This is a genomic window from Sphingomonas sp. (assembly GCF_036269755.1).
Lineage (GTDB): Bacteria > Pseudomonadota > Alphaproteobacteria > Sphingomonadales > Sphingomonadaceae > Sphingomonas.
The window spans coordinates 39,249-58,142 of sequence record NZ_DATBDV010000015.1; the positions used below are offsets into that span (position 1 = coordinate 39,249).

Below are 18,894 nucleotides of genomic sequence, written 5' to 3' on the forward strand. Positions count from 1 at the left end.
GCGACGAAACGTGCCGCAGTCGCGAAATCTCAGCCGCGGCCGCGATATCCCGGCACGTCCTGCGGCGGCAGCCATAGCCCCTCAGGCGGCTGACCCGATTGCCAGAACACGTCGATCGGAATCCCGCCGCGCGGATACCAATAGCCGCCGATCCGCAGCCAGACCGGCTTCATCTCGGCGGTGAGGCGTTCACCGATCCCCACCGTGCAATCCTCGTGAAAGGCGGCATGGTTGCGAAAGCTGCCCAGGAACAGCTTGAGCGACTTCGATTCGACGATCGTCTCGCCCGGCGCATAGTCGATCACCAGATGCGCGAAATCGGGCTGGCCGGTGACCGGGCAGAGCGAGGTGAATTCGGGCGCGGTAAAGCGCACCAGATAGGGCCGGCCGGGGCGCGGATTGGGGACATAGTCGAGCACCGCCGCTTCGGGCGATGCCGGCAGGCCGCTCGCCTGGCCGAGATGCTTTGGGGTCATGCGCCGCACATAGGCCTCGCGCCCGGCTTCGCAAAGGCTTCGCCTCGACCTGGTGATCGCGCAGGCCTAGGATCACCCGATGGACGCGCTGGTGAGGACCGATTGGCTAGCGGACGAACTGGGCGCGGACGACCTGCGCGTAGTCGACGCGACCTTCTATCCGGCGGTCCCCGGCGCCCCCATCGGCGACGCCGCCGCGGAATTCGAGGCGGCGCATATCCCGGGCGCGGTGTTCATGGACCTCGCCGCGATGGCAGACCGCGACACGCACTTGCCCTCGATGCTGCCTCCGGCTGACCAGTTCGCAGCGGCGATGTCCGCGCTCGGGATCGGCGACGCTGACCGCGTCGTGCTCTACGACCGCTCGCCCTACCGCACGGCGGCGCGCGCGTGGTGGATGCTGCAAGCGTTCGGCAAAAGCGAAGTCGCGATCCTCGACGGCGGGTTCGCCAAGTGGCAGGACGAGGGTCATCCAGTCACACGCGGCGCCGAACGCCCCGCCCGGCGCCGCTTCGCCGCTCATCCCGACAAAGAACGCGTGCGCAATCTCGCGCAAATGGCGGCCAACCTCGACACCGCCGCCGAGCAAGTGCTCGACGCGCGCGGCGCGGCGCGCTTCACGGGTGACGAGCCCGATCCGCATCACGGCACCGCGTCGGGCCACATTCCGGGGTCAAAGAACTTGCCGTACGCTCGACTGTTCAACCCCGACGGCACGTGGAAGACCGCCGACGCGCTCCGCGCCGAGTTCGACGCCGCGGAGATCGATCTCGCAAAACCGCTCGTGACGACGTGCGGCTCCGGCATCACCGCCGCGGTGCTCGCGTTCGGCGCGCACCTGCTCGGCAACGAAGCGGCGCTCTACGACGGCAGCTGGTCCGAATGGGGCGCCGACCCGGCCTCGCTTAAGGCGACCGGCCCCGCCTGACTTGTCGAAGCGCCCCTGTCACCTTAGCGTCGCGCGATGGCCGACCACGACGATAACGACCAACCCGCCACGCGCGTCGTCGGCGCGGGCCGCCGAGCCGAATGGACGCAGGGCATCGTCAACACGCCGGTGTGGCGCGCCTCGACCATCCTGTACGACGACGTCGCGCACTTGCGCGAGGCGGCGCGCGGCGACAGCCACCACAAGCTCTATTACGGCCGGCGCGGCACGCCGACGCAATGGTCGCTCACCGACGCGCTGACCGAGCTCGAGCCGGGCGCCGAAGGCACTTTCCTCTATTGCTCGGGCGCCGCCGCGGTGAGCGCTGCGTTGCTGTCGGTGCTCGCGCCGGGCGACGAATTGCTGCTGGTCGATTCCGCGTACGACCCGACGACCTCCCTTGCCGCGGGGTTCCTCAAGCGCTTCGGCATCACGACGCGGCATTACCACCCGCTGATCGGCGCTGGAATCGCCGAGCTGATCGGCGACAAGACCGCTGCGATCCTGCTCGAAAGCCCCGGCAGCCTGACCTTCGAAGTGCAGGACGTGCCCGCGATCGTCGCAGCCGCCAAGGCGCGCGGGGTAACGACGATCCTCGACAATACCTGGGCGACGCCGTTGCTGTTCCCCGCGATCGCGCACGGCATCGACCTGTCGGTGCTCGCCTGCACCAAATATGTCGTCGGGCATTCGGACGCGATGCTCGGGTCGGTTACCGCCGGCCCCGGCCATTTCGCCAAGCTGCGCAATGTGAGCTTCCAGCTCGGCCAAGTTGCGAGCCCCGACGATTGCTGGCTCGGCAGCCGCGGGCTGCGCACGATGGCGGTGCGGTTGAAGCAGCACGAGGCGAGCGCACTCAAGGTCGCGCACTGGCTCGCCGAGCGGGCCGAGGTCGCGACCGTGCTCCACCCCGCACTGCCGAGCTGTCCCGGCCATGAGGTCTTCCTCCGCGATTTCAACGGCGCGTCGGGCCTGTTCGCCTTCGCGCTCAAGCATGGCGACGAAGCTTCGCGCGCCGCGTTGATCGACGCGCTGCGGCTGTTCGGGATCGGCTATAGCTGGGGCGGCTATGAAAGCCTCGCGCTGCCCGTCGACCCCAAGCGCGCGCTCGGCATCCCCGACCATGGCGGACCGCTGGTCCGCCTGCATATCGGCCTCGAAGATCCCGACGACCTGATCGCCGATCTCGACCAGGCATTCGCCACCTACGGGCGAGCGCGCGCATGAGCCCCGCGCTCGCCTGGGCGCACGCGCAGGGACTCGACGTGCCGCAGGGCGCCGAAGCGATCGAGACCGGCATCGTCGTCGCGCTGATCATCGTTTCGCTCGCGATCGGGCTCTTCGCCGGGCGCTGGCTCGGCCCGCATGCCGAGGCGCTGTGGCAGCGTCACTTGGGTCATCATGTCGAGCATTTCGGTGGGCGGGTTGCCGCGGTAATCCGCCACGGCGTCGCCGCGTTTCTCCTCGCGATCCTCCTCGTCGGCGGAGCCTGGCCGCCGCTCGCCGAAGGGGTGATCGGCTTCTTCCTCGGCGCCGCGGTCGCGCGGATGAGCATCGAACTGTTGCGCGGCTTGAACATCCCGCGCTGGATGGCGTGGAGCGTCGCGTTTTTCCTGTTCGTCGCGATCTTCAGCCACTCGCTCGGTGGGTTCGCGCCGATCCGCGCCACGCTGACCGCGATCGGGTTCGACGTCGGCAAGACGCATCTGTCCGTATTCTCGGTGATCGTCGCGCTGTTGACCGTGGTCGGGCTGCTCGCCGGCGTCCGCCTCGCCAACCGGCTGATCGGGCACGCCATCCTCAGCGCGACCGGGTTTGACCCGACGCAAAAGCTTCTCACGCAAAAGCTCGCCGGGATCGCGGTCGTCGCGCTCGCCTTTTTCGTCGGAATCGACCTGCTCGACATCAACCTGACCAGCCTTGCGGTATTCTCGGGGGCGCTCGGGCTCGCCGTCGGGTTCGGCTTGCAGAAGACCGTCGGCAACCTGATCGCCGGGATCATCCTGCTGCTCGACCGTTCGATCAAGCCGGGCGATGTGATCGTCGTCGCCGACAAGGAAGTCGGCTGGGTCAACAAGATCGGCGTCCGCGCAGTGTCAGTCATCACCCGCGACGGCAAGGAGCATCTGATCCCCAACGAGGATCTGATGACCAAGGAGGTTGAGAACTGGTCTTACACCGACCGCAACGTGCGAATCCGGATCCCCGTCGCGGTCAGCTACGATTGCGACCTCAAGCTCGCACAGCAATTGATGCTGCGCGCCGCCGCCGAAAGCCCGCGCGTGCTCGACGATCCCAAATCGAACATCTGGCTGACCGAGTTCGGCGACAACGGCGTCAAGCACGAGATATTGGTGTGGATCAACGATCCGCAGAGCGGCGTTGGCAGCGTCCGGTCCGACGTGCTCAATCGTCTATGGGTATTGTTCAAGGACAACGGCATCACCATCCCCTATCCGCAGCGCGACGTGCGGATCGTGCGCGACGAGTTGGGGTCCGCGCCCGCCGGATGACCGAAAACACTATTGTGCGTTGCAGCGAAAATGGGCACTATTTGGGCGCGTGTCGGTTCAACGACCCCGACCGGCTATGCCGGTATAGGGGCGGCCCGGCACCCGGCAGGCGGGACGAACGCACTTTTCGCTTCGAAAGGAAGATCATGCGCTTCTCCCATATCAACCTAGGCGCACTGGTGCTCGGGCTCGCGACTCCCGCGCTGGCGGACCCGCTTCCGGCCACGCCGGCGCCCGGCACCCCGACCGACGCCGCCGCGCCCGCCGCCGATGGCGACACTGCGCCGCCGAAACCGTTCACGATCAGCGGCGGCGTGACGTTGGTGTCGGACTACCGCTTCCGCGGCATTTCGCAGACCAATCTCCAGCCGGCGATCCAGGGATCGATCACCGTCACGCATGCCTCGGGCTTCTATGCTTCGGTGTGGAGTTCATCGACCTCCGGCTATGTCACGCAATCCGGCACCGGTAGCCAGGAGATCGACTTGATCGCCGGGTTCAAGAAGACCTCCGGCGGCGCCACGTTCGACGTCGGCGCACTCTATTACGTCTACCCCCGCTCGCGCCCGGCCGGCGACCGCAGCAGCGCGAACTTCATCGAGCCCTATGCCGACCTTTCCTACATCCTCGGGCCGGTCACCGCGAAGGTGACGGTGAACTATGCCCCGAAGCAAAAGGCGCTGGCGCTCGATCAGGGGCAGAGCGGGCTGCTGAGGAAGAACGACAACGTATATCTGGCGGGCGATCTCAGCGCGTCGATCCCGAATACGCCGATCGGCCTGACCGCGCACATCGGCCATACCTGGGGGCCGAGCTGGCTGTCGCTCGGCAAGGAATATACCGACTATGGCGTCGGCGCGACGGCAACCTTCAAGCAGATCGTGCTTGGGATCAGCTATGTCGACACCGACGGCGTGTTCACGCTGGCCAACGGCAAGAATGCGGCGCGCGCAGGCGTGGTCGCGTCGATCGGGCTCAGTTTCTGACGGTATCGGAGCGGCAACGCGCGCTCGGCTGCAATGTAATGTTGTAACCTCGCGCCGATGCGCCTAGATGGTTGCCACGATGATCGCCGCGATTCGTTCTACCCTGGTCCATCACGACCATTCGCTCGATCGCTATGCGATGGGGTTGTCGGGGCTGTGCGCGGTGCATTGCCTGGCGAGCGCGGTGCTGGTGGCGCTGGCATCGACCGCCGGCGGGATGCTGCTCAATCCGATCTTCCACGAAGTCGGGCTGACCATCGCGATCGGGCTTGGCGCGCTCGCGCTTGGCCGCGGCATCTTCACCCACGGCTATATGATGCCCGCAGTCACCGGGTCGTTCGGGCTCGGCATCATGGCGGGCGCGATGCAGCTGCCGCACGGCAATGGCGGCGAGACGTTGTGGACGATCATCGGCGTCGCGATCCTCGCGCTGGGCCACGATTTGAACCGCAGGGCCGCCCGCTGATACGTTCCCCTGCCTCTTAGGGAGGGGGAGCTTGGTCGGGGCCGCCATTGCCCTCCCCCGTCGAACGCCCTAAATCCCTCTCATGGCCGCCCACGCGCATCATCACGATCACCACGAGCCCTCCGGCGCCGCACTCGCCGAGGCGGCGCAAGCGACGCTCGAGAAATCGGGCGAGCAGTGGACCAGTATGCGCGCGAGCATCTTCGAAGCGCTGACCAAATTCGACAAGCCGGCAAGCGCCTATGACATCGCCGACGCGGTATCGAAGGCCGAAGGTCGTCGGGTCGCCGCCAACAGCGTCTACCGTATCCTCGACGTGTTCGTCGCCGCCAACCTCGCGCGGCGAGTAGAAAGCTCGAACGCCTATATCGCCAACGCGCATCCCGATTGCCTGCACGACTGCATCTTCCTGGTCTGCGACAGTTGCGGCCAGACCATGCATATCGACGACGACAAGATCGCCAACAATGTGCGGCACGCAGCCGAGGCGGCGGGCTTCTCGCCGGTGCGCCCGGTGATCGAGGTGCGCGGGAAGTGCGCGGATTGCGAGTAGGCGGCTGAGCGCCTGCTAACGGCCCAATTGAGGACGTCCAGTGCGTCTGGTCTATTCACTCTATGCAGACATTAGAAGCAGTGTTGAGGTCGTTCGCCAATCGGACCGATGCCCGCTGGTGGGTGGGTAGGAGACCCGATGTTCGGGACGGCCAAATGGCAAAGACCATCGCCGGTCAGGTTGGTTTGCCTACGGCAGCTCAGGACCCTTTTGCCAATGGCGGCATGGTCCGCTTGGAAAGGTCGGAAGCAGCACATGTTCTCGCTGTGGCGGGCGCAACGAGCTTAGCTTATGGTCAGCCACTGCCATCCCCCGGAGCGCTGAAAGAAGCAAAGAGCGCCCTAGCTGATCTCGAGGGTGACGCCATATTTTTGAGCAACGGCCATTGGCAAGCAGGCTCGTCCCAAGGTTGGAATCCCGTCACCGCCGCGACATTCGACTGCGGCGTTATCGGATTTGACGACGAGCGCGCGTTTATTTTCTGGGTCGAAGAGGAGGATTGAGACCGTCTGCTTTTCGAGATTATGCGCCTGTAAGCTGCCAGACCGCTGACCACCAATAGCAGACATTCGGTTGCAATGTAGGGCAGTTATCCCCTTTGGACAAGTATGTCCAAATCTTGTATCGGGGCAACCTGATATGAGGCCGCTCAATAATGAGTCGGCGCTGGGAGACCGACGTGCCAACCGATCCGGACGACGACAGCTGGATGGACCGCGAAGCGGCCAAAAAGCTGAATGGGCTGTATGCCAATCGCGTGTATGTGCAGCCGTTGGGCAGCGGAATGGTGAGGATCAACTTCGGCGAGATCATCGACGCGGACGATCCTTCTTATCACAGCGCTATTGTTGTGACAGCGGAGCAAGCGACGCAATTTGGCGAGCTGATCTACCGGTTAGGCATGGACACAGCGAAGCACGAAGCAGCAGCGCGGATCGCGAGAGAGCAGGCGCTCCGCAAGTGGGAGCAAGATCAAGCGATCGGGGCTGCCTTGGCGCCAAAGCCGTCCACCACAAATCAAAATCCCGATGTCTAAGGACGGTCTGGCAACAGCGGATCAGCCCGGACCAGGAATCGCGGCGGGCACTTCCAGTGCGGCCGGCAAGGGGCAGCATAACGGAGCGGGCGCAGACAGCACGGCCCCAACCCCGCCGCGTCGGCGGCGGCCTACAGGTAGCGGTTTTGATCGCGTCAGCGGGCGACGTCCTATGAGGGAGTATCCGCTGACAAAGGGCGAGCTAAACGAGCTTGCCAGCCGCAGCTTCCTCGCAACGCTGTCGTTTTCTGGAGCGTCAGCGGCCTTCACTGTGTGGCTCGGCATTGTGCAGGGTCTAGCTTTTGCCGATGTCGTGAAGCCCGAAGTAAAGGCTTACTGGGAAGCTTGGCAGACGGCGGCAGGGTGGACCGCAATCGCATTAGGTATCGCAGGATTGGGTTTCACCGTATGGAATGGGTTGCGTATCCGCGACATCATTAACGAGACTGACCATGGATCGTGACCCCAACGCCAAATTCGACCGCCTTCTAGAGGCTATGGTCCCCCCTAGCGAACGAAAGAAGTCATCAAGCGAGACAGCATCATGTGAGGTGCCTGACGCATGTTATGACGATACTCAAACTCCGCCAGATACTTCGGAAGATGCTTCGCGCTGACGTGAATGTGAGTGCCGTTGATCCCGCGCTTTAGCGATGCCCAGAACGCCTCAATCGAGTTCACGGTCGCGCCTTGCGGCGAGAGGTATTGCTTGGCCGAGTGGTTCACCGCTTTGTGCGTGTAGGCCACATCGGCATGTTACCGACCGTCAGATAGGTGCGGTAATCGTCGGTGTGGATTTCGGTACGCGCCTGAACGGAGCCACGGACCAGCGGGAAGATCGTCCCGCGCGTGCGGTTGGGAACAACGTGCGTGATAATCTCGCCGCCACGCTCTTTCATGCCGAACACAATGGTCTTGCCTTCCGCAGGATCGCCGCCCCGCTTGCCGCGAGCGTAGCGACCGCCAACGAAAGTCTCGTCAAGTTCCACGACGCCGCCAAGCCCGCCAATCGGATCGTTGCCGTCAACCGCGCCCATATATTCGCGGATCATGTGGCACATACGCCAAGCGGTTTTGTAGGTGACGCCAAGCTGCCGCTCGACTTCCTTCGCCGCGACGCCGTTACGCGAAGCGCAGAACTGGAACATCACGAAAAACCAATCGCGGAGCGACGTGCGGGTGCGGTCGAACGGGGTGCTAGCGGTCGGATAGACCTGATAGCCGCAATGCTCGCAAGCGTATGAGCGACGGCCCTTCACGCGGTAATAGGTGGCCTCGCGGTCGCATCCCTGACAGTCATGGCGCGCGCCGTAACGGGTCTGCTTCAGATGCTCTAGGCAGCAATCCTCGGTCGGAAAGCGGTCCTGAAACTGGCGAAGCGTGGGGGCTTTGTTGCTCATACGGATTGTATGCCACAACGCCTTACTTGTTTCAAGGGGATAATCCCCCAATGTAGGATTTCGTCTGTCAGCCTTCCCACGCTCTTTCTCATGGCCGGCTGTCCATTCGGTTCGTCGCAGTCCGCCAGCGACGTTCCGTGACCTTCGTGACTTTCGCCGCTCGGTCCAGCCGCGCCGCGAACGGCGCTGATAGTGTCGACTTCGTGTCAACTTAAGGCCGATCAGCCGAGCACCTTCCCCATCCTGACGCCCGGTACCGGCACGCCGCGATCGGCCATGCTCGCGACTCGCTCGATCGGCGTATAGCCGCACTCCAGGTAGAACGGCTCGCCCGGCAGCGTGGCCATCAGTTCGGCGCGCTCGAACCCCGCCGCTCGCGCCGCCGCTTCGTTTGCGGCGAGCACCATCCGCCCGATCCCGCGCCGGGCGAAATCGGGGTCGGTGTACATCGCGCGGATTCGCGCCGCGTCCTTTGACGGGTCGAGCGGCGCGGCGTCGCGCGCAACCGCGCCGGCATCGCCGCCATAGAGCGTCGATCGCCAGCTCCACCCGCCGCACCCGACGATGCGGCCGGCATCGTCCTCGACCAGACATAGGTGCCGTCGGCGATCAATTGCGTGTCGAGCCCCATGCTCAGCCGGCTCGCGGCAATTTGCTCGGGCGTCAGGTAATCGCGCTGCAACGCGTCGATCGCGCGGTCCATCAGCACCGCGATCGCTGGAATGTCCGCGGCGGTTGCGATCCGGGTCGAGAAGCTCACCGCCTACCGTGCTCCGGCGCAGGCCGGAGCGCTGGCCAAATCGGCATCGATCGAGATTGCATCCAACGCTCCGGCCTTCGCCGGAGAACAATCCTTGCGATGCTCACTTGGTCGTCGGCGACGGGCCGTCGAGCATCGAGATCGTCGCGGTCGCGGGCGCGACATCGGCCATGCTCGCCGCGACTCGCTCGGCGCCCTCCATCACGCGCAGCACGTTGCCCCCGGCCAGCTTGGCGATCATGTCGTCGCTCCACCCGCGCCGCATCAGCTCGGCGAGCAATGCCGGATAGGTGTCGACGCCGTTCAGCCCCTCGGGCAGATTGCCGTCCACCCCATCGAAGTCGCCGCCCAGCCCGACATGGTCGATGCCCGCGACCTTGACGATATATTCGATATGGTCGGCGACTTGGGCGAGCGTCACCACCGGGCGCGGATGCTCGCGCTCCCACTGCGCCAACGCCGCCTTGGCGCGGTCGGGCTGGCCGATATAGAGCCCGCCATAGGGTGGCGAGTAATAGCGGCCCTTCTCGGCGTTGCGGTCCGCATCCCACCGCCGCCGCGCCTCGGACACGTAGCCCGGCGCGTAATTGACCATGATCACGCCGCCGTTCGCCGCGAGCAGCTTGAGCACCTTGTCGGAGACGTTGCGGGGGCTGTCGTCGAGCCCGCGCGCCGAGGAGTGCGAGAAGATCACCGGCGCCTTCGACACGCGGATCGCGTCGATCATCGTGTCCTCGTTGACGTGGGACAGGTCGACCAGCATGCCGAGCCGGTTGAGCTCGCGCACCACCGCCTCGCCAAACTTGGTGAGCCCGCCATGCCTGGGATCGTCGGTCGCCGAATCGGCCCAGGCGATCGTCTTCGAATGCGTCAGCGTCAGGTACGACGCGCCGAGCGCGCGATAGGCGCGGAGCACCGCGAAGCTGCCGTCGATCTGGCCCCCGCCCTCGACACCGAGCATGCTGGCGATGCGCCCCGAAGCGTGGATTCGGCGCACGTCGGCGGCGGTGACCGCGGGCGCGAACACGCTGGGATAGCGGCGGAAGATTTCCTTCATCAGCCCGATCTGCTCGAGCGTCGCCTTGACTTGCTCCGGCCCCGGCATCCCGGCATCGACATAAACCGACCAGAACTGCCCGCCGACATGTCCCGCGCGCAGCCGCGCGATGTCGGTATTGTATTCCTTGGGATCGAGCCGATTCAGGTCCATCGTCCAGCGCGCGTCGCCGGCCTTGTCGGCCAGCGTCTCCGCCCAGTCGTTATGCCCGTCGATCAGCGGCGTCCGCGCGAGCACCGCGGCGACGCGCGCATCATAGGACGGGGCGGCGCTGACCAGTAGCGGCGCGGCGAGGATGAGGGCGAGAGCGATGCGCATCGCCGGAGACTAGCCTTTCACACCGGTTCCTCAAGTCCCCCTCCGCTTGCGGGAGGGGTTAGGGGGAGGGTCTGACGGGTTCGCCGCATCTTCGACAAGCCCTCCCCCAGCCCCTCCCGCAGCGGGAGGGGAGCTAAGCAGGCTGCGGCGCCTCGACCGGCAGCACCTCGTCGGATTGCGACCCCATCTTTCGGCAGATCACCTCGAACGCGCCGTCGGCGATACGGATCTCGTTGAACGACGGTGGGTCGACCCGGGTCCGCTCGGACAAGGTGCCGGCGCCGATCATCCGGATCGTCCGCCCCGCCACGTCATGCGCGATATCGAACGCGTCGTGGACGTGCCCCGTCAGCACCGCGTCGGCCCCCGCTTCGGCCAGCGCGGCGATCGCTTCCGCGCCGCGATGCGTCTGCGCCGAGGCCTTGGTGTGCGGTTCGATCAGCGGGTGGTGCGCGGCGACGAAGATCGGCCGGTCCCTGGGGGCGTCGGCGATCAGCGCGAGCGTCTTCGCCAGCGCCTTGCGGCTGACATAGCCCTTCGACCAATTGAGCCGCCACTGCGCGCGGCTGGTCGTCTTGAGCGGCACGATCGTCACGTCGGGCAGGTCGAGCGGTTGCTCGATGATTCGCTCGATCGCATGGTAGCGGTGGTACGGCCGGAACATCCGGTCGATCATGTTCCAATACGGCAGATCGTGGTTGCCGACCTCGAGCGTCACTGGCCGGCCGAGCGACTTCAGCCAATCGAGCCCCGCGTCGAATTCGTGGCTGCGCGCGCGCATCGTCAGGTCGCCGGTCATCGCCACCGCATCCGGCTGCTCGGCGGCGACCAACGCGTCGAACCAGGCAACCGCCGCCTTGTCCTCGCGGCCGAAATGGACGTCGCTGACGTGGAACAGTCGAGTCATGCCCCAACCTCCGCGGTCGCGATCAATTGTTCGGCGGTGCGGCCGGCGCTGATTGCCGTCGCCGGGTCGAGCGTCACTGGCTCGCCGTCGAACAGCGCGAGCACGGGCCGGCGCTCGGCCAGGGTCAATCGGTCGGTGTCGATCGCGGTCACGGCATTCGCGGCAACCCAGTCGCCCGTGATCAGGTTCCAGCCGAGATCGGCGATCGACCCGAGATCGCGCGCTTCGACGGCCATGACCTTGAGCCGATCGCCCTCGGCGCGCACGAACGCAGCCTGCGCGTTGGTCGGAAAGCCCGGCGCCCCCGCCAGTCGGACGCCGCGCCCGAACGTCCGCCGCCACGCCGTGCGGATCGCGGGGAATAGCGCGCCGAAGCGGCCCGCGCGGACGAATTCGCGCGCGCGGTACCAGGCAGCGGCAGGACCGACGATCATCCCGACCAGCGCGCGGTGCTGGCCCGCCTCGACGAACGGCAGCGCGACTCGGCGGCCGCCCTCATGCGCCGCCGCGACGATCGTGTGGGGGTCGGCATCGCCGTGCAGCACCTTGGCAAGCATGTTCATCGTGCCCCCCGGCAAGATCAGGATCGCCCCATCCCACGAAGCCAGCGCACAGACCGCGGCGTTGATCGTGCCGTCGCCGGCGAACAGAGCGACGGTGTCCGCGCCGGCGGCGTCGAGTTCCTCGTGCGTCGGCAACCCGGCCTCGGGGAAATTGGTGCGGCCTACGATCGCCAGCCCTCGCTCGACGCACACCGCTTCGATGGCTTCGGCCTTGGCCGCGTCGGACGATCCCGATGCCGGGTTGGTGATGAACCAGATTCGTTGCATGGGCGAACCAACGCGCGGGCGCGCGATTGGCTCAATCGGGCAAGTCCATCGTGACTTGCGTGCCGTTGGCATCGCTCACGGTGCTCAGGGTTCCGCCGGCCTGTTTCGCGAATGCCTCGATCAGCCGCTGGCCGAGCCCGCCGTCGCGCCGCGCCGGCTTCTTCCCCGGCGGCATGCCGACGCCGTCATCCGCCACGGTCAGCCGCCAGCCATCGTCGCGTCGCTTCCACGACACGTGGATCGATCCGCGTTCGCGTCCTTCGAAGGCGTGTTTGGCGGCGTTGGTGACAAGCTCGTTGAGCACGAGCCCTATCGATACCGCATGGTCGCGCTGGATCGTCGCCGCGTCGGCATCGCAATCGAGCGTCACCCCGCCGCGCAGCAGCAGCGCGTCGGAGAGCGCGCCACACAAGTCCTCGAGGTAATCGCGGACGTTGACCTCGCTTCCCTGCCCGTCGCGGTACAGGTGCCGATGTGCCCTCGCGATGCTGTCGACCCGCATCATCGCCGCGCCCAGCGCCTCGGCGGCGGCGGGATCGCCGGTCCGCCGCCGCTGGATATCGAGCATCCCTGCGACGATCGCGAAATTGTTCTTCACGCGATGCTCGAACTCGGTGAGCATCAAGTCGCGATCGGCGATCTCGCTGTCGCGCTCGCGCGTCGCGCGGTTGACCGCACGGCGAAACGTCTCCGCGAGCGCGATCGTCAGCAAAGCGGCGATCCCTACCGCGAAGACCGCGAGGTGCGGATTCACGACGGTGCGGGTAGCCGCCGCTGGCAAATAGATGATGAAAAGGGTGTAGCAAATCGAAATGGTCGCGGTCAGCAGACCAGCCTGCCAGCGTGCGAACAGCGTCGCCACCATGATCGCGGGAAAGACCAGCGCGAACGCCGCCGACCCAGGCACGATCGCATTGACCCCCGCCCGGACAATTTCGACACCCGCCGCGCACAGCAAGGCAACCGCGACTTGAGTCGCCCAGCGCGGCACTGCCGGCGCCAGCCGATCGGGAAGATCCAGTTCGCCAAGCCGCGCCATCAGCGATGTCGACATCGTTACGTCCCTACAAGTCAAGCCGATCCGGACCAAATTGATCGGGATTAGTAAGAAAAGATAGTGGGATCAGCCTAAGGTCTTGAGCAAGGCTTGTGCGGACGCGCGTTCGGCGAATGCGGGATCGGCGAGGGCGATCGCGACCTGCGCCTTTGCCGAATCGTTATGACCAAGGTCCGCATAGGCCTGGGCGAGGTGCCAGCGCAAAGCGGCTTGGCGCGGCGCGAGCATTACCGCCTTTTCGAGCAAATCCCTCGCCTTGGCGCTGTCGCCGGCGGCGTAGAACGCCCAGCCGTAAGCGTCGCTTGCCGCCGGGCTCATCGGCGCGAGCTCATACGCCGCGGCACCATAATCGAGCGCGTCGTCGACATTGCCCGCGCCGATATTGGCATAGGCCAATTCGGCGAGCAGCCCGACATCGCGCGACCCGACGCGCGAGCGCAAATCCTCGAGGGTGTCGATCGCCCCGTCCCAATCGCGCGCGGCGATCTGCCAATGCGCGGCGAGGCGCAACGCAGCGACGTTCTCGGGATGCTGCGAAAGAAAAAGCGACAGAACCTTCAGTCCATCGGGACGCCGCCCCGCGCGGTCGAGTGCATCGACCAGCTTGAGCATCGTCGGCTCGTCGAAGCGGATGTCCGCGGCGCGGCGATACGCGTCCGCGGCTTCCCCGGCGCGGCCCATCGTCATCAGCGTATCGCCGACGAGCAAGTGCGCGGCGGGGGCGCCGGGGCTGGCGGCGGCCAGCGCCTTCGCGCGATCGAGCGCGTTGCCCGCCTGCCCCGCATCGATCAGTCCGCGCACCATGCCGACCGCGGCCACCGGATTGCCCGGGTCGTTGGCGGCGGCGCTCGCGAGCACGGCAAGATTGTCGTCGCTGCCGAACGGAGCGGATCCTTGCGCGGCCGGCCAGGCCGAGCGGTCGAGGAACTTGCCCGCCCAATCGCGCTCGCCGGTCGCCTCGAACGCGCGGCCGACCAATGCCAGCGTATAACTGTCGGCATCGCCGCGCAGTGCCACCGGGCGCAGCACGTCGAGCGCGCCCTTGGCATCGCCCGAGCGCAGCAGCGCCGCACCGAGCAGCCGCCGCGCGGTGACGTTCATCGGCTGGCGTCCCACCAGCTCGCGCCAATGTCCGATCGCCTCTTCGTATGCCCCCGCCTGATAGTCGAGCGTGCCGTTGAGCAGCAGCGCGCCCGGCAAATCGTCGATCGCGCCGCCGGTGCGCTGCATCAGGCTGCGCGCGAGGTCGTAACTCTCCGCGCGCGCGGCGAGCACGGCCTCGAGGTAAAGCGCCTGCGGACTCCCCGGCCGCGCCGCCAGCGCGCGCCGCGTGACCGCGAGCATGTCGTTATAGCGACCCAGATCGCCCAAGGTCGCGGCATATTCGATCAGCGCCGGGTGGTAATAGGCATCGTGCCGCAACGCCGCCTCGAACCATGGCAGCGCGGCAGCGAGCCCGTATTGATCGCGCACCAGCTCGCCGCGAAGCGTCAGCGCTGCGAGATTGGCGGGGTCCGCGGCGACCGCGCGCTGCGCGTTGGCGTTGGCGCCGGCAATATCGCCCGCATCGTAGCGAACTCGCGCCAGATCGGACCAGGCGAGCGAATTGCCGGGATCGGCATTGAGCAATTCGGCGAACAGGGAAATCGCCTCGGGCATCTTGCCTTGCGCGGCGAGCGCCTTGGCGGTGACTCGCGTGGCGTAAGCACCAAAGCGCGGATCGGCCTTTGCCGCCTCCACCAGGGCGCGCTTGGGATCGCCCTCGATCAACCAGGCATCGGCGAGCAACTGGTGCCCACGCTTCATGTCGAAGCCGGTGGCGGCGGCACGCCCGAGTTCCGATTCGGCTCCGACCCCGTCGCCGAGCGCTAGGAAGGTCCGCGCCAAAACCGCATGCGCCAGCCCCCATTTGGGGTCGGCCGATATCGCCGCCTGTGCGTGCGCCCGCGCGGCGTTGAAATTGCCGTCCGCGAGCAAGCCCAGGCTCAACACGATCTCGCGCTTCGCCGCGGTTCCATCGGCGCGCGCGGGACTCGCGAGGCTCACGGCCAGTGCGCCGACGGCAGCCACCGCGGCGGCGCCGGCTAGCGTTGCCTTGGCAAGGGTCTTCATCGTTTGGTCCTACGCATGGAGGTCGTAGCTCTTGAGCAGATCGTAGAGCGTCGGGCGGCTGATCCCGAGCAGCTTGGCGGTGTTCGAAATATTGCCCTCGGCGCGCGCCAATGCGTGGCGGATCGCCTTGCGGTCGGCGACTTCGCGTGCGGCCTTGAGGTTGATCGCCTCGGGCTCGTCCGCGCCGCCCAGGTCGAGGTCGGCGGTGGTGACGTGCTTGCCGTCGGCCATGATCACCGCGCGCTTGATACGGTTTTCGAGCTCGCGGACGTTGCCCGCCCAACCCCAGGCGTCGATCGCGGCCACTGCGTCGGGCGCCAGACCCGATACCGGGCGGTTCATCGCCTTAGCGTAGCTATGCAGGAAATGCCGCGCGAGCAGCACCGCGTCCCCCGCGCGCTCGGCGAGGCTCGGGATCCGCACGACGATCTCGGCGAGGCGGTAGTAAAGGTCTTCGCGAAATGCGCCGCTCGCGACCATCGCATCGACGTCCTGATGCGTCGCGCAGACGATCCGCACGTCGACCGGGATCGCCTTGCGCCCGCCGATCCGCTCGATCACGCGCTCCTGCAAAAACCGCAGCAGCTTGACCTGGAGCGGCAGCGGCACGTCGCCAATTTCATCGAGGAACAGCGTGCCGCCATCAGCCAGTTCGATCTTGCCCTCGGTGGTCTTGACCGCCCCGGTGAACGCGCCCTTTTCGTGCCCGAACAATTCGCTTTCGAGCAACGTCTCGGGGATCGCGGCGCAGTTGATCGCGACGAACTGGCCCTTGCGCCCCGAGCGTTCGTGCAGCCCGCGCGCGAGCACTTCCTTGCCGGTGCCGCTCGCGCCGAGCAGCATCACCGACACGTCGGCGCTGGCGACTCGCTCGATCATGCTCGTCACCTTGAGCATTTCGGGCGCCGCGGTGATCAAGCCGCCCAGCGCCGCCTGTGGACTGGCGGCGAGACGGCGGTTCTCCGCTTCGAGCGCGTGGACGTGGAATGCGCGTGCGACGATCAGCCCGAGCGCATCGATGTCGATCGGCTTCTGGTAGAAATCCCACGCGCCCTCGCCGATCGCGCGCAATGCGCTTTCGCGCGCGCCGTGGCCGGACGCGACGATCACCTTGGTATCGGGCTTGAGCCGCAAAATCTCCGACAGCGTCGCGAAGCCTTCGGTCACGCCGTCGGGATCGGGCGGCAGCCCGAGATCGAGCGTCACCACCGCGGGCTCCTCGGCGCGCACCGCGTCGATCGCCTCGCGACGGTCACCGGCGAGGATCACCTCATAGCCGTCATACGCCCAGCGCAACTGGCGCTGCAGCCCGGCATCGTCCTCGATGATCAACAGCTTCGGCTTGGTCATGCCGCACGCTCCAGGCCAGGCGCTGCGATCGCCGCCGGCAGCGCGATCGTGAAGCGCGTGCCCTCCCCTTCGCGGCTGACCACGTCGAGCGTTCCTCCCATTGCCTGAACCACTTGCCGCGCCTCGAACGCGCCGATCCCAAAGCCTCCCGGCTTGGTCGAGACGAACGGCCGGAACAGATGATCGCGGACGAACCCCGCGCTCATGCCGGCGCCGCCGTCGGCGACCGTGATCGATCCGCGCGCCACGGCGACGGTCACCGGTTCGCCACCACTGCTCGCCTCGACCGCGTTCTGGATGAGATGGCCGAGCGCTTGCTCGAGCCGCACCGGATCGGCCATCGCGAGCGCGCCGCGCTCACCTGACACGACCACCGGGTGCCCGCCACCGTGCCGCCGCGCGACTCGTTCGACGAGCGGCAGCAGCTCGACCGCCACCGGCTCGTCGACCCGCCGCGAATGGTGTTGCGACAGCCGCGCGAGCAGATCGTTCATCCGCCCCGCCGAATCCTTGAGCGTCGCGACCATGTCGGCACGGAAATCGGGATTGTCGGCGTGCCGCTCGGCGTTGCGTGCGACCAGAGTCAGTTGGCTAACCAGGTTTTTCACGTCGTGCAGGATGAAGGCGAAGCGGCGGTTGAACTCGTCGAACCGGCGCGCGTCCGCAAGTTGGTCATGCGCGCGCGCCTCGGCGAGGTAGCTCGCCACCTGACGCCCGGCGATGCGGAGCAAGTCGAAATCTTCCCAGTCGAGGCTGCGGTCGACCGGCGGCCGCGCGAGCAGGATCGCGCCGATCAACGCATTGACATGGAGCAACGGCACCAACGCCCAGGCATTCCCGTCGTCGAGCATCCATTGCGGCACCGCGGCGAGTTCGGCGGGCGCGACGCGGCCGGCGCGGACGCTGTCGAGTTCGACGATCCGCCCACCGTCGGCGAGGAAAGCCGCTAGCTCGTCGCCCGCGGCACTGGCCGGGGGGCCGCCCATCCATTGCCACGTCGCGCCGGGCGACAGCACGCCGCCATCGGCAACGAGCAAGAGCCCGCCGGGAGAATCGGTCAGGTCGGCGACCGCCTTGACGATCCGCGCTTCGAGCGGCGGCGCGCCCTCGCCCGGCGTTCCCAGCGTCTCGGTAAAGCGTACCCATTCGGCGCGATAATCGTAACGGTGGCGGAACAAATGCTTCGCGACCATCACGCGCATCCAGGCCTTGACCGCCGGCGAGGACAGCAACGTCAGCAAGGCCGCAGCCGATCCGAACACGAACGCCGTCTGCGCCACCCGCGCATGCGCGCCGCCGAACGTCTCGATCGCGCTGATCGCAAGCACCGTCGCCAACGCATAGGCCGAGAGCGCGACCAGCGTCAGCGACTGCCACGTCACCGTGCGCGAGATTTTGAGCGTCCAGTCGCCGTTGCGGTGGACCGCGATCGCCAGCACCGGCACCAGCGCCACCATCACCACGCCGCGCGCTGCAATCAGGTCCAGCGGCCAGCCATTGCCGAGATAGGCGGCGGTGTAGAGCACGAAATCGTTGAGCCACATCGTCGCCAGTGCGATCACCGCCAGGCGGATGCCGCCGCGCGATGCAGGCGCCACTACCGAATAGAGATGGTTGACCAGCACCAGCGACCCCACCGCGATCATCATCCGCAGCAGCGTGCGCACCGCAGCGACGCTCGCCACGAGGTCCGCCGGGACCGATACCTGGAGCATCGCGAGCCCTGCTCCGACCAGCGCGACGAGCGCCACGACCCCGTAGATCGTCTTGACCGCGCGGTCGCGTCGCGCGGCGGGATCGCGGCGCACCAATGCGAACATAAAGCCCAGCCAGCCGAGGTTGCGCAGACTCTCCGCGACCCAAGTCACCGCTTCCCCGCTGCCGATCCCCGCCGTCGCCAACGCCCACAACGCCGTCAGCCCCAGCGCGACGAGGAACGCGGTGCGCGGCACGCTCGCGCCGCCGTCGCGCAATTGCGACAGCGCGAGCCCGGCGAACAGCAAGGCGGCGAGCGCGTGGCTCCACAGGATGATCGTCGCGGTCATCTTGCGGGATCCAGCTGAGCTGGATTCGGGCGGCACCGGCCCGCTCCCCCACCCGGCCTCCCACAGAGTACCGTAGATGGGAGGCCGGGTGGGGGAGCGG

General features: G+C 66.8%; 17 protein-coding genes and 2 pseudogenes. 9 read left to right on the forward strand and 10 right to left on the reverse strand.

What is annotated here, in order from left to right:
• Positions 1-29: 29 nt before the first annotated feature.
• Positions 30-476, reverse strand: coding sequence for a preQ(1) synthase (queF, locus tag VH326_RS10565; RefSeq protein WP_329631786.1), 447 nt, complete (start codon positions 474-476; stop codon positions 30-32).
• A gap of 79 nt (positions 477-555) precedes the next feature.
• Here queF and VH326_RS10570 point away from each other — a divergent pair, with 79 nt between their 5' ends.
• From VH326_RS10570 to VH326_RS10610, 9 genes are all read left to right on the forward strand, one after another.
• Positions 556-1,404: a sulfurtransferase gene (locus VH326_RS10570; RefSeq protein WP_329631787.1), complete on the forward strand. Its 849-nt coding sequence runs from the start codon at positions 556-558 to the stop codon at positions 1,402-1,404.
• Positions 1,405-1,440: 36 nt separating this feature from the next.
• Entirely contained in the window at positions 1,441-2,631 is a 1,191-nt protein-coding gene (gene metC / locus VH326_RS10575) for a cystathionine beta-lyase (RefSeq protein ID WP_329631788.1), read from the forward strand.
• Entirely contained in the window at positions 2,628-3,917 is a 1,290-nt protein-coding gene (locus VH326_RS10580) for a mechanosensitive ion channel family protein (RefSeq protein ID WP_329631789.1), read from the forward strand. The genes metC and VH326_RS10580 overlap by 4 nt, the downstream gene beginning before the upstream one ends.
• 146 nt (positions 3,918-4,063) lie before the next feature.
• A complete protein-coding gene (locus VH326_RS10585) occupies positions 4,064-4,903 on the forward strand; it encodes a TorF family putative porin (protein WP_329631790.1) in 840 nt (279 codons plus the stop codon).
• A 79-nt stretch (positions 4,904-4,982) separates the two neighbouring features.
• Entirely contained in the window at positions 4,983-5,369 is a 387-nt protein-coding gene (locus VH326_RS10590; RefSeq protein WP_329631791.1) for a MerC domain-containing protein, read from the forward strand.
• An 82-nt stretch (positions 5,370-5,451) separates the two neighbouring features.
• Positions 5,452-5,922: a Fur family transcriptional regulator gene (locus VH326_RS10595; RefSeq protein WP_329631792.1), complete on the forward strand. Its 471-nt coding sequence runs from the start codon at positions 5,452-5,454 to the stop codon at positions 5,920-5,922.
• A gap of 155 nt (positions 5,923-6,077) precedes the next feature.
• The gene (locus VH326_RS10600; RefSeq protein WP_329631793.1) at positions 6,078-6,425 is read left to right on the forward strand and encodes a hypothetical protein; all 348 of its coding nucleotides are present in this window, start codon (positions 6,078-6,080) and stop codon (positions 6,423-6,425) included.
• A gap of 176 nt (positions 6,426-6,601) precedes the next feature.
• Positions 6,602-6,958 (forward strand): hypothetical protein, encoded by a 357-nt coding sequence (locus tag VH326_RS10605; protein WP_329631794.1) that lies wholly within the window; start codon positions 6,602-6,604, stop codon positions 6,956-6,958.
• 172 nt (positions 6,959-7,130) lie between these two features.
• On the forward strand, positions 7,131-7,421 hold the full coding sequence (locus tag VH326_RS10610; protein WP_329631795.1) for a hypothetical protein: 291 nt from the start codon (positions 7,131-7,133) through the stop codon (positions 7,419-7,421).
• 44 nt (positions 7,422-7,465) lie between these two features.
• On the opposite strand, the pseudogene VH326_RS10615 reads toward VH326_RS10610, so the two are convergent.
• From VH326_RS10615 to prsK, 9 genes and pseudogenes are all read right to left on the reverse strand, one after another.
• Positions 7,466-8,358, reverse strand: a pseudogene (locus tag VH326_RS10615) (IS1595 family transposase).
• Positions 8,359-8,579: 221 nt separating this feature from the next.
• A pseudogene (locus tag VH326_RS10620) lies at positions 8,580-9,061 on the reverse strand (GNAT family N-acetyltransferase).
• 160 nt (positions 9,062-9,221) lie between these two features.
• On the reverse strand, positions 9,222-10,493 hold the full coding sequence (locus VH326_RS10625; protein WP_329631797.1) for a dipeptidase: 1,272 nt from the start codon (positions 10,491-10,493) through the stop codon (positions 9,222-9,224).
• 133 nt (positions 10,494-10,626) lie between these two features.
• Positions 10,627-11,400: a metallophosphoesterase gene (locus VH326_RS10630; protein ID WP_329631798.1), complete on the reverse strand. Its 774-nt coding sequence runs from the start codon at positions 11,398-11,400 to the stop codon at positions 10,627-10,629.
• Positions 11,397-12,230, reverse strand: coding sequence for a diacylglycerol/lipid kinase family protein (locus VH326_RS10635; protein ID WP_329631799.1), 834 nt, complete (start codon positions 12,228-12,230; stop codon positions 11,397-11,399). Before VH326_RS10635 ends, VH326_RS10630 begins: the two co-directional genes overlap by 4 nt.
• A gap of 31 nt (positions 12,231-12,261) precedes the next feature.
• Entirely contained in the window at positions 12,262-13,284 is a 1,023-nt protein-coding gene (locus VH326_RS10640) for a sensor histidine kinase (RefSeq protein WP_329631800.1), read from the reverse strand.
• 69 nt (positions 13,285-13,353) lie between these two features.
• Positions 13,354-15,399 carry a tetratricopeptide repeat protein gene (locus VH326_RS10645; RefSeq protein WP_329631801.1) on the reverse strand — a complete coding sequence of 682 codons (2,046 nt, stop codon included), beginning with the start codon at positions 15,397-15,399 and terminating at the stop codon, positions 13,354-13,356.
• A 9-nt stretch (positions 15,400-15,408) separates the two neighbouring features.
• Complete coding sequence (prsR, locus tag VH326_RS10650) at positions 15,409-16,749, reverse strand: PEP-CTERM-box response regulator transcription factor (protein WP_329631802.1); 1,341 nt, start codon at positions 16,747-16,749, stop codon at positions 15,409-15,411.
• Positions 16,746-18,794, reverse strand: a complete 2,049-nt coding sequence (prsK, locus tag VH326_RS10655) for an XrtA/PEP-CTERM system histidine kinase PrsK (RefSeq protein ID WP_329631803.1) — start codon at positions 18,792-18,794, stop codon at positions 16,746-16,748. The genes prsR and prsK overlap by 4 nt, the downstream gene beginning before the upstream one ends.
• Between the last annotated feature and the right edge of the window lie 100 nt (positions 18,795-18,894).

Bases quoted from the DNA above. Each gene is read 5' to 3' on its own strand.
- queF (WP_329631786.1), bottom strand. From the start codon at position 476: ATGACCCCAAAGCATCTCGGCCAGGCGAGCGGCCTGCCGGCATCGCCC.
- VH326_RS10570 (WP_329631787.1), top strand. From the start codon at position 556: ATGGACGCGCTGGTGAGGACCGATTGGCTAGCGGACGAACTGGGCGCG.
- metC (WP_329631788.1), top strand. From the start codon at position 1,441: ATGGCCGACCACGACGATAACGACCAACCCGCCACGCGCGTCGTCGGC.
- VH326_RS10580 (WP_329631789.1), top strand. From the start codon at position 2,628: ATGAGCCCCGCGCTCGCCTGGGCGCACGCGCAGGGACTCGACGTGCCG.
- VH326_RS10585 (WP_329631790.1), top strand. From the start codon at position 4,064: ATGCGCTTCTCCCATATCAACCTAGGCGCACTGGTGCTCGGGCTCGCG.
- VH326_RS10590 (WP_329631791.1), top strand. From the start codon at position 4,983: ATGATCGCCGCGATTCGTTCTACCCTGGTCCATCACGACCATTCGCTC.
- VH326_RS10595 (WP_329631792.1), top strand. From the start codon at position 5,452: ATGGCCGCCCACGCGCATCATCACGATCACCACGAGCCCTCCGGCGCC.
- VH326_RS10600 (WP_329631793.1), top strand. From the start codon at position 6,078: ATGGCAAAGACCATCGCCGGTCAGGTTGGTTTGCCTACGGCAGCTCAG.
- VH326_RS10610 (WP_329631795.1), top strand. From the start codon at position 7,131: ATGAGGGAGTATCCGCTGACAAAGGGCGAGCTAAACGAGCTTGCCAGC.
- VH326_RS10625 (WP_329631797.1), bottom strand. From the start codon at position 10,493: ATGCGCATCGCTCTCGCCCTCATCCTCGCCGCGCCGCTACTGGTCAGC.
- VH326_RS10630 (WP_329631798.1), bottom strand. From the start codon at position 11,400: ATGACTCGACTGTTCCACGTCAGCGACGTCCATTTCGGCCGCGAGGAC.
- VH326_RS10635 (WP_329631799.1), bottom strand. From the start codon at position 12,230: ATGCAACGAATCTGGTTCATCACCAACCCGGCATCGGGATCGTCCGAC.
- VH326_RS10640 (WP_329631800.1), bottom strand. From the start codon at position 13,284: ATGTCGACATCGCTGATGGCGCGGCTTGGCGAACTGGATCTTCCCGAT.
- VH326_RS10645 (WP_329631801.1), bottom strand. From the start codon at position 15,399: ATGAAGACCCTTGCCAAGGCAACGCTAGCCGGCGCCGCCGCGGTGGCT.
- prsR (WP_329631802.1), bottom strand. From the start codon at position 16,749: ATGACCAAGCCGAAGCTGTTGATCATCGAGGACGATGCCGGGCTGCAG.
- prsK (WP_329631803.1), bottom strand. From the start codon at position 18,794: ATGACCGCGACGATCATCCTGTGGAGCCACGCGCTCGCCGCCTTGCTG.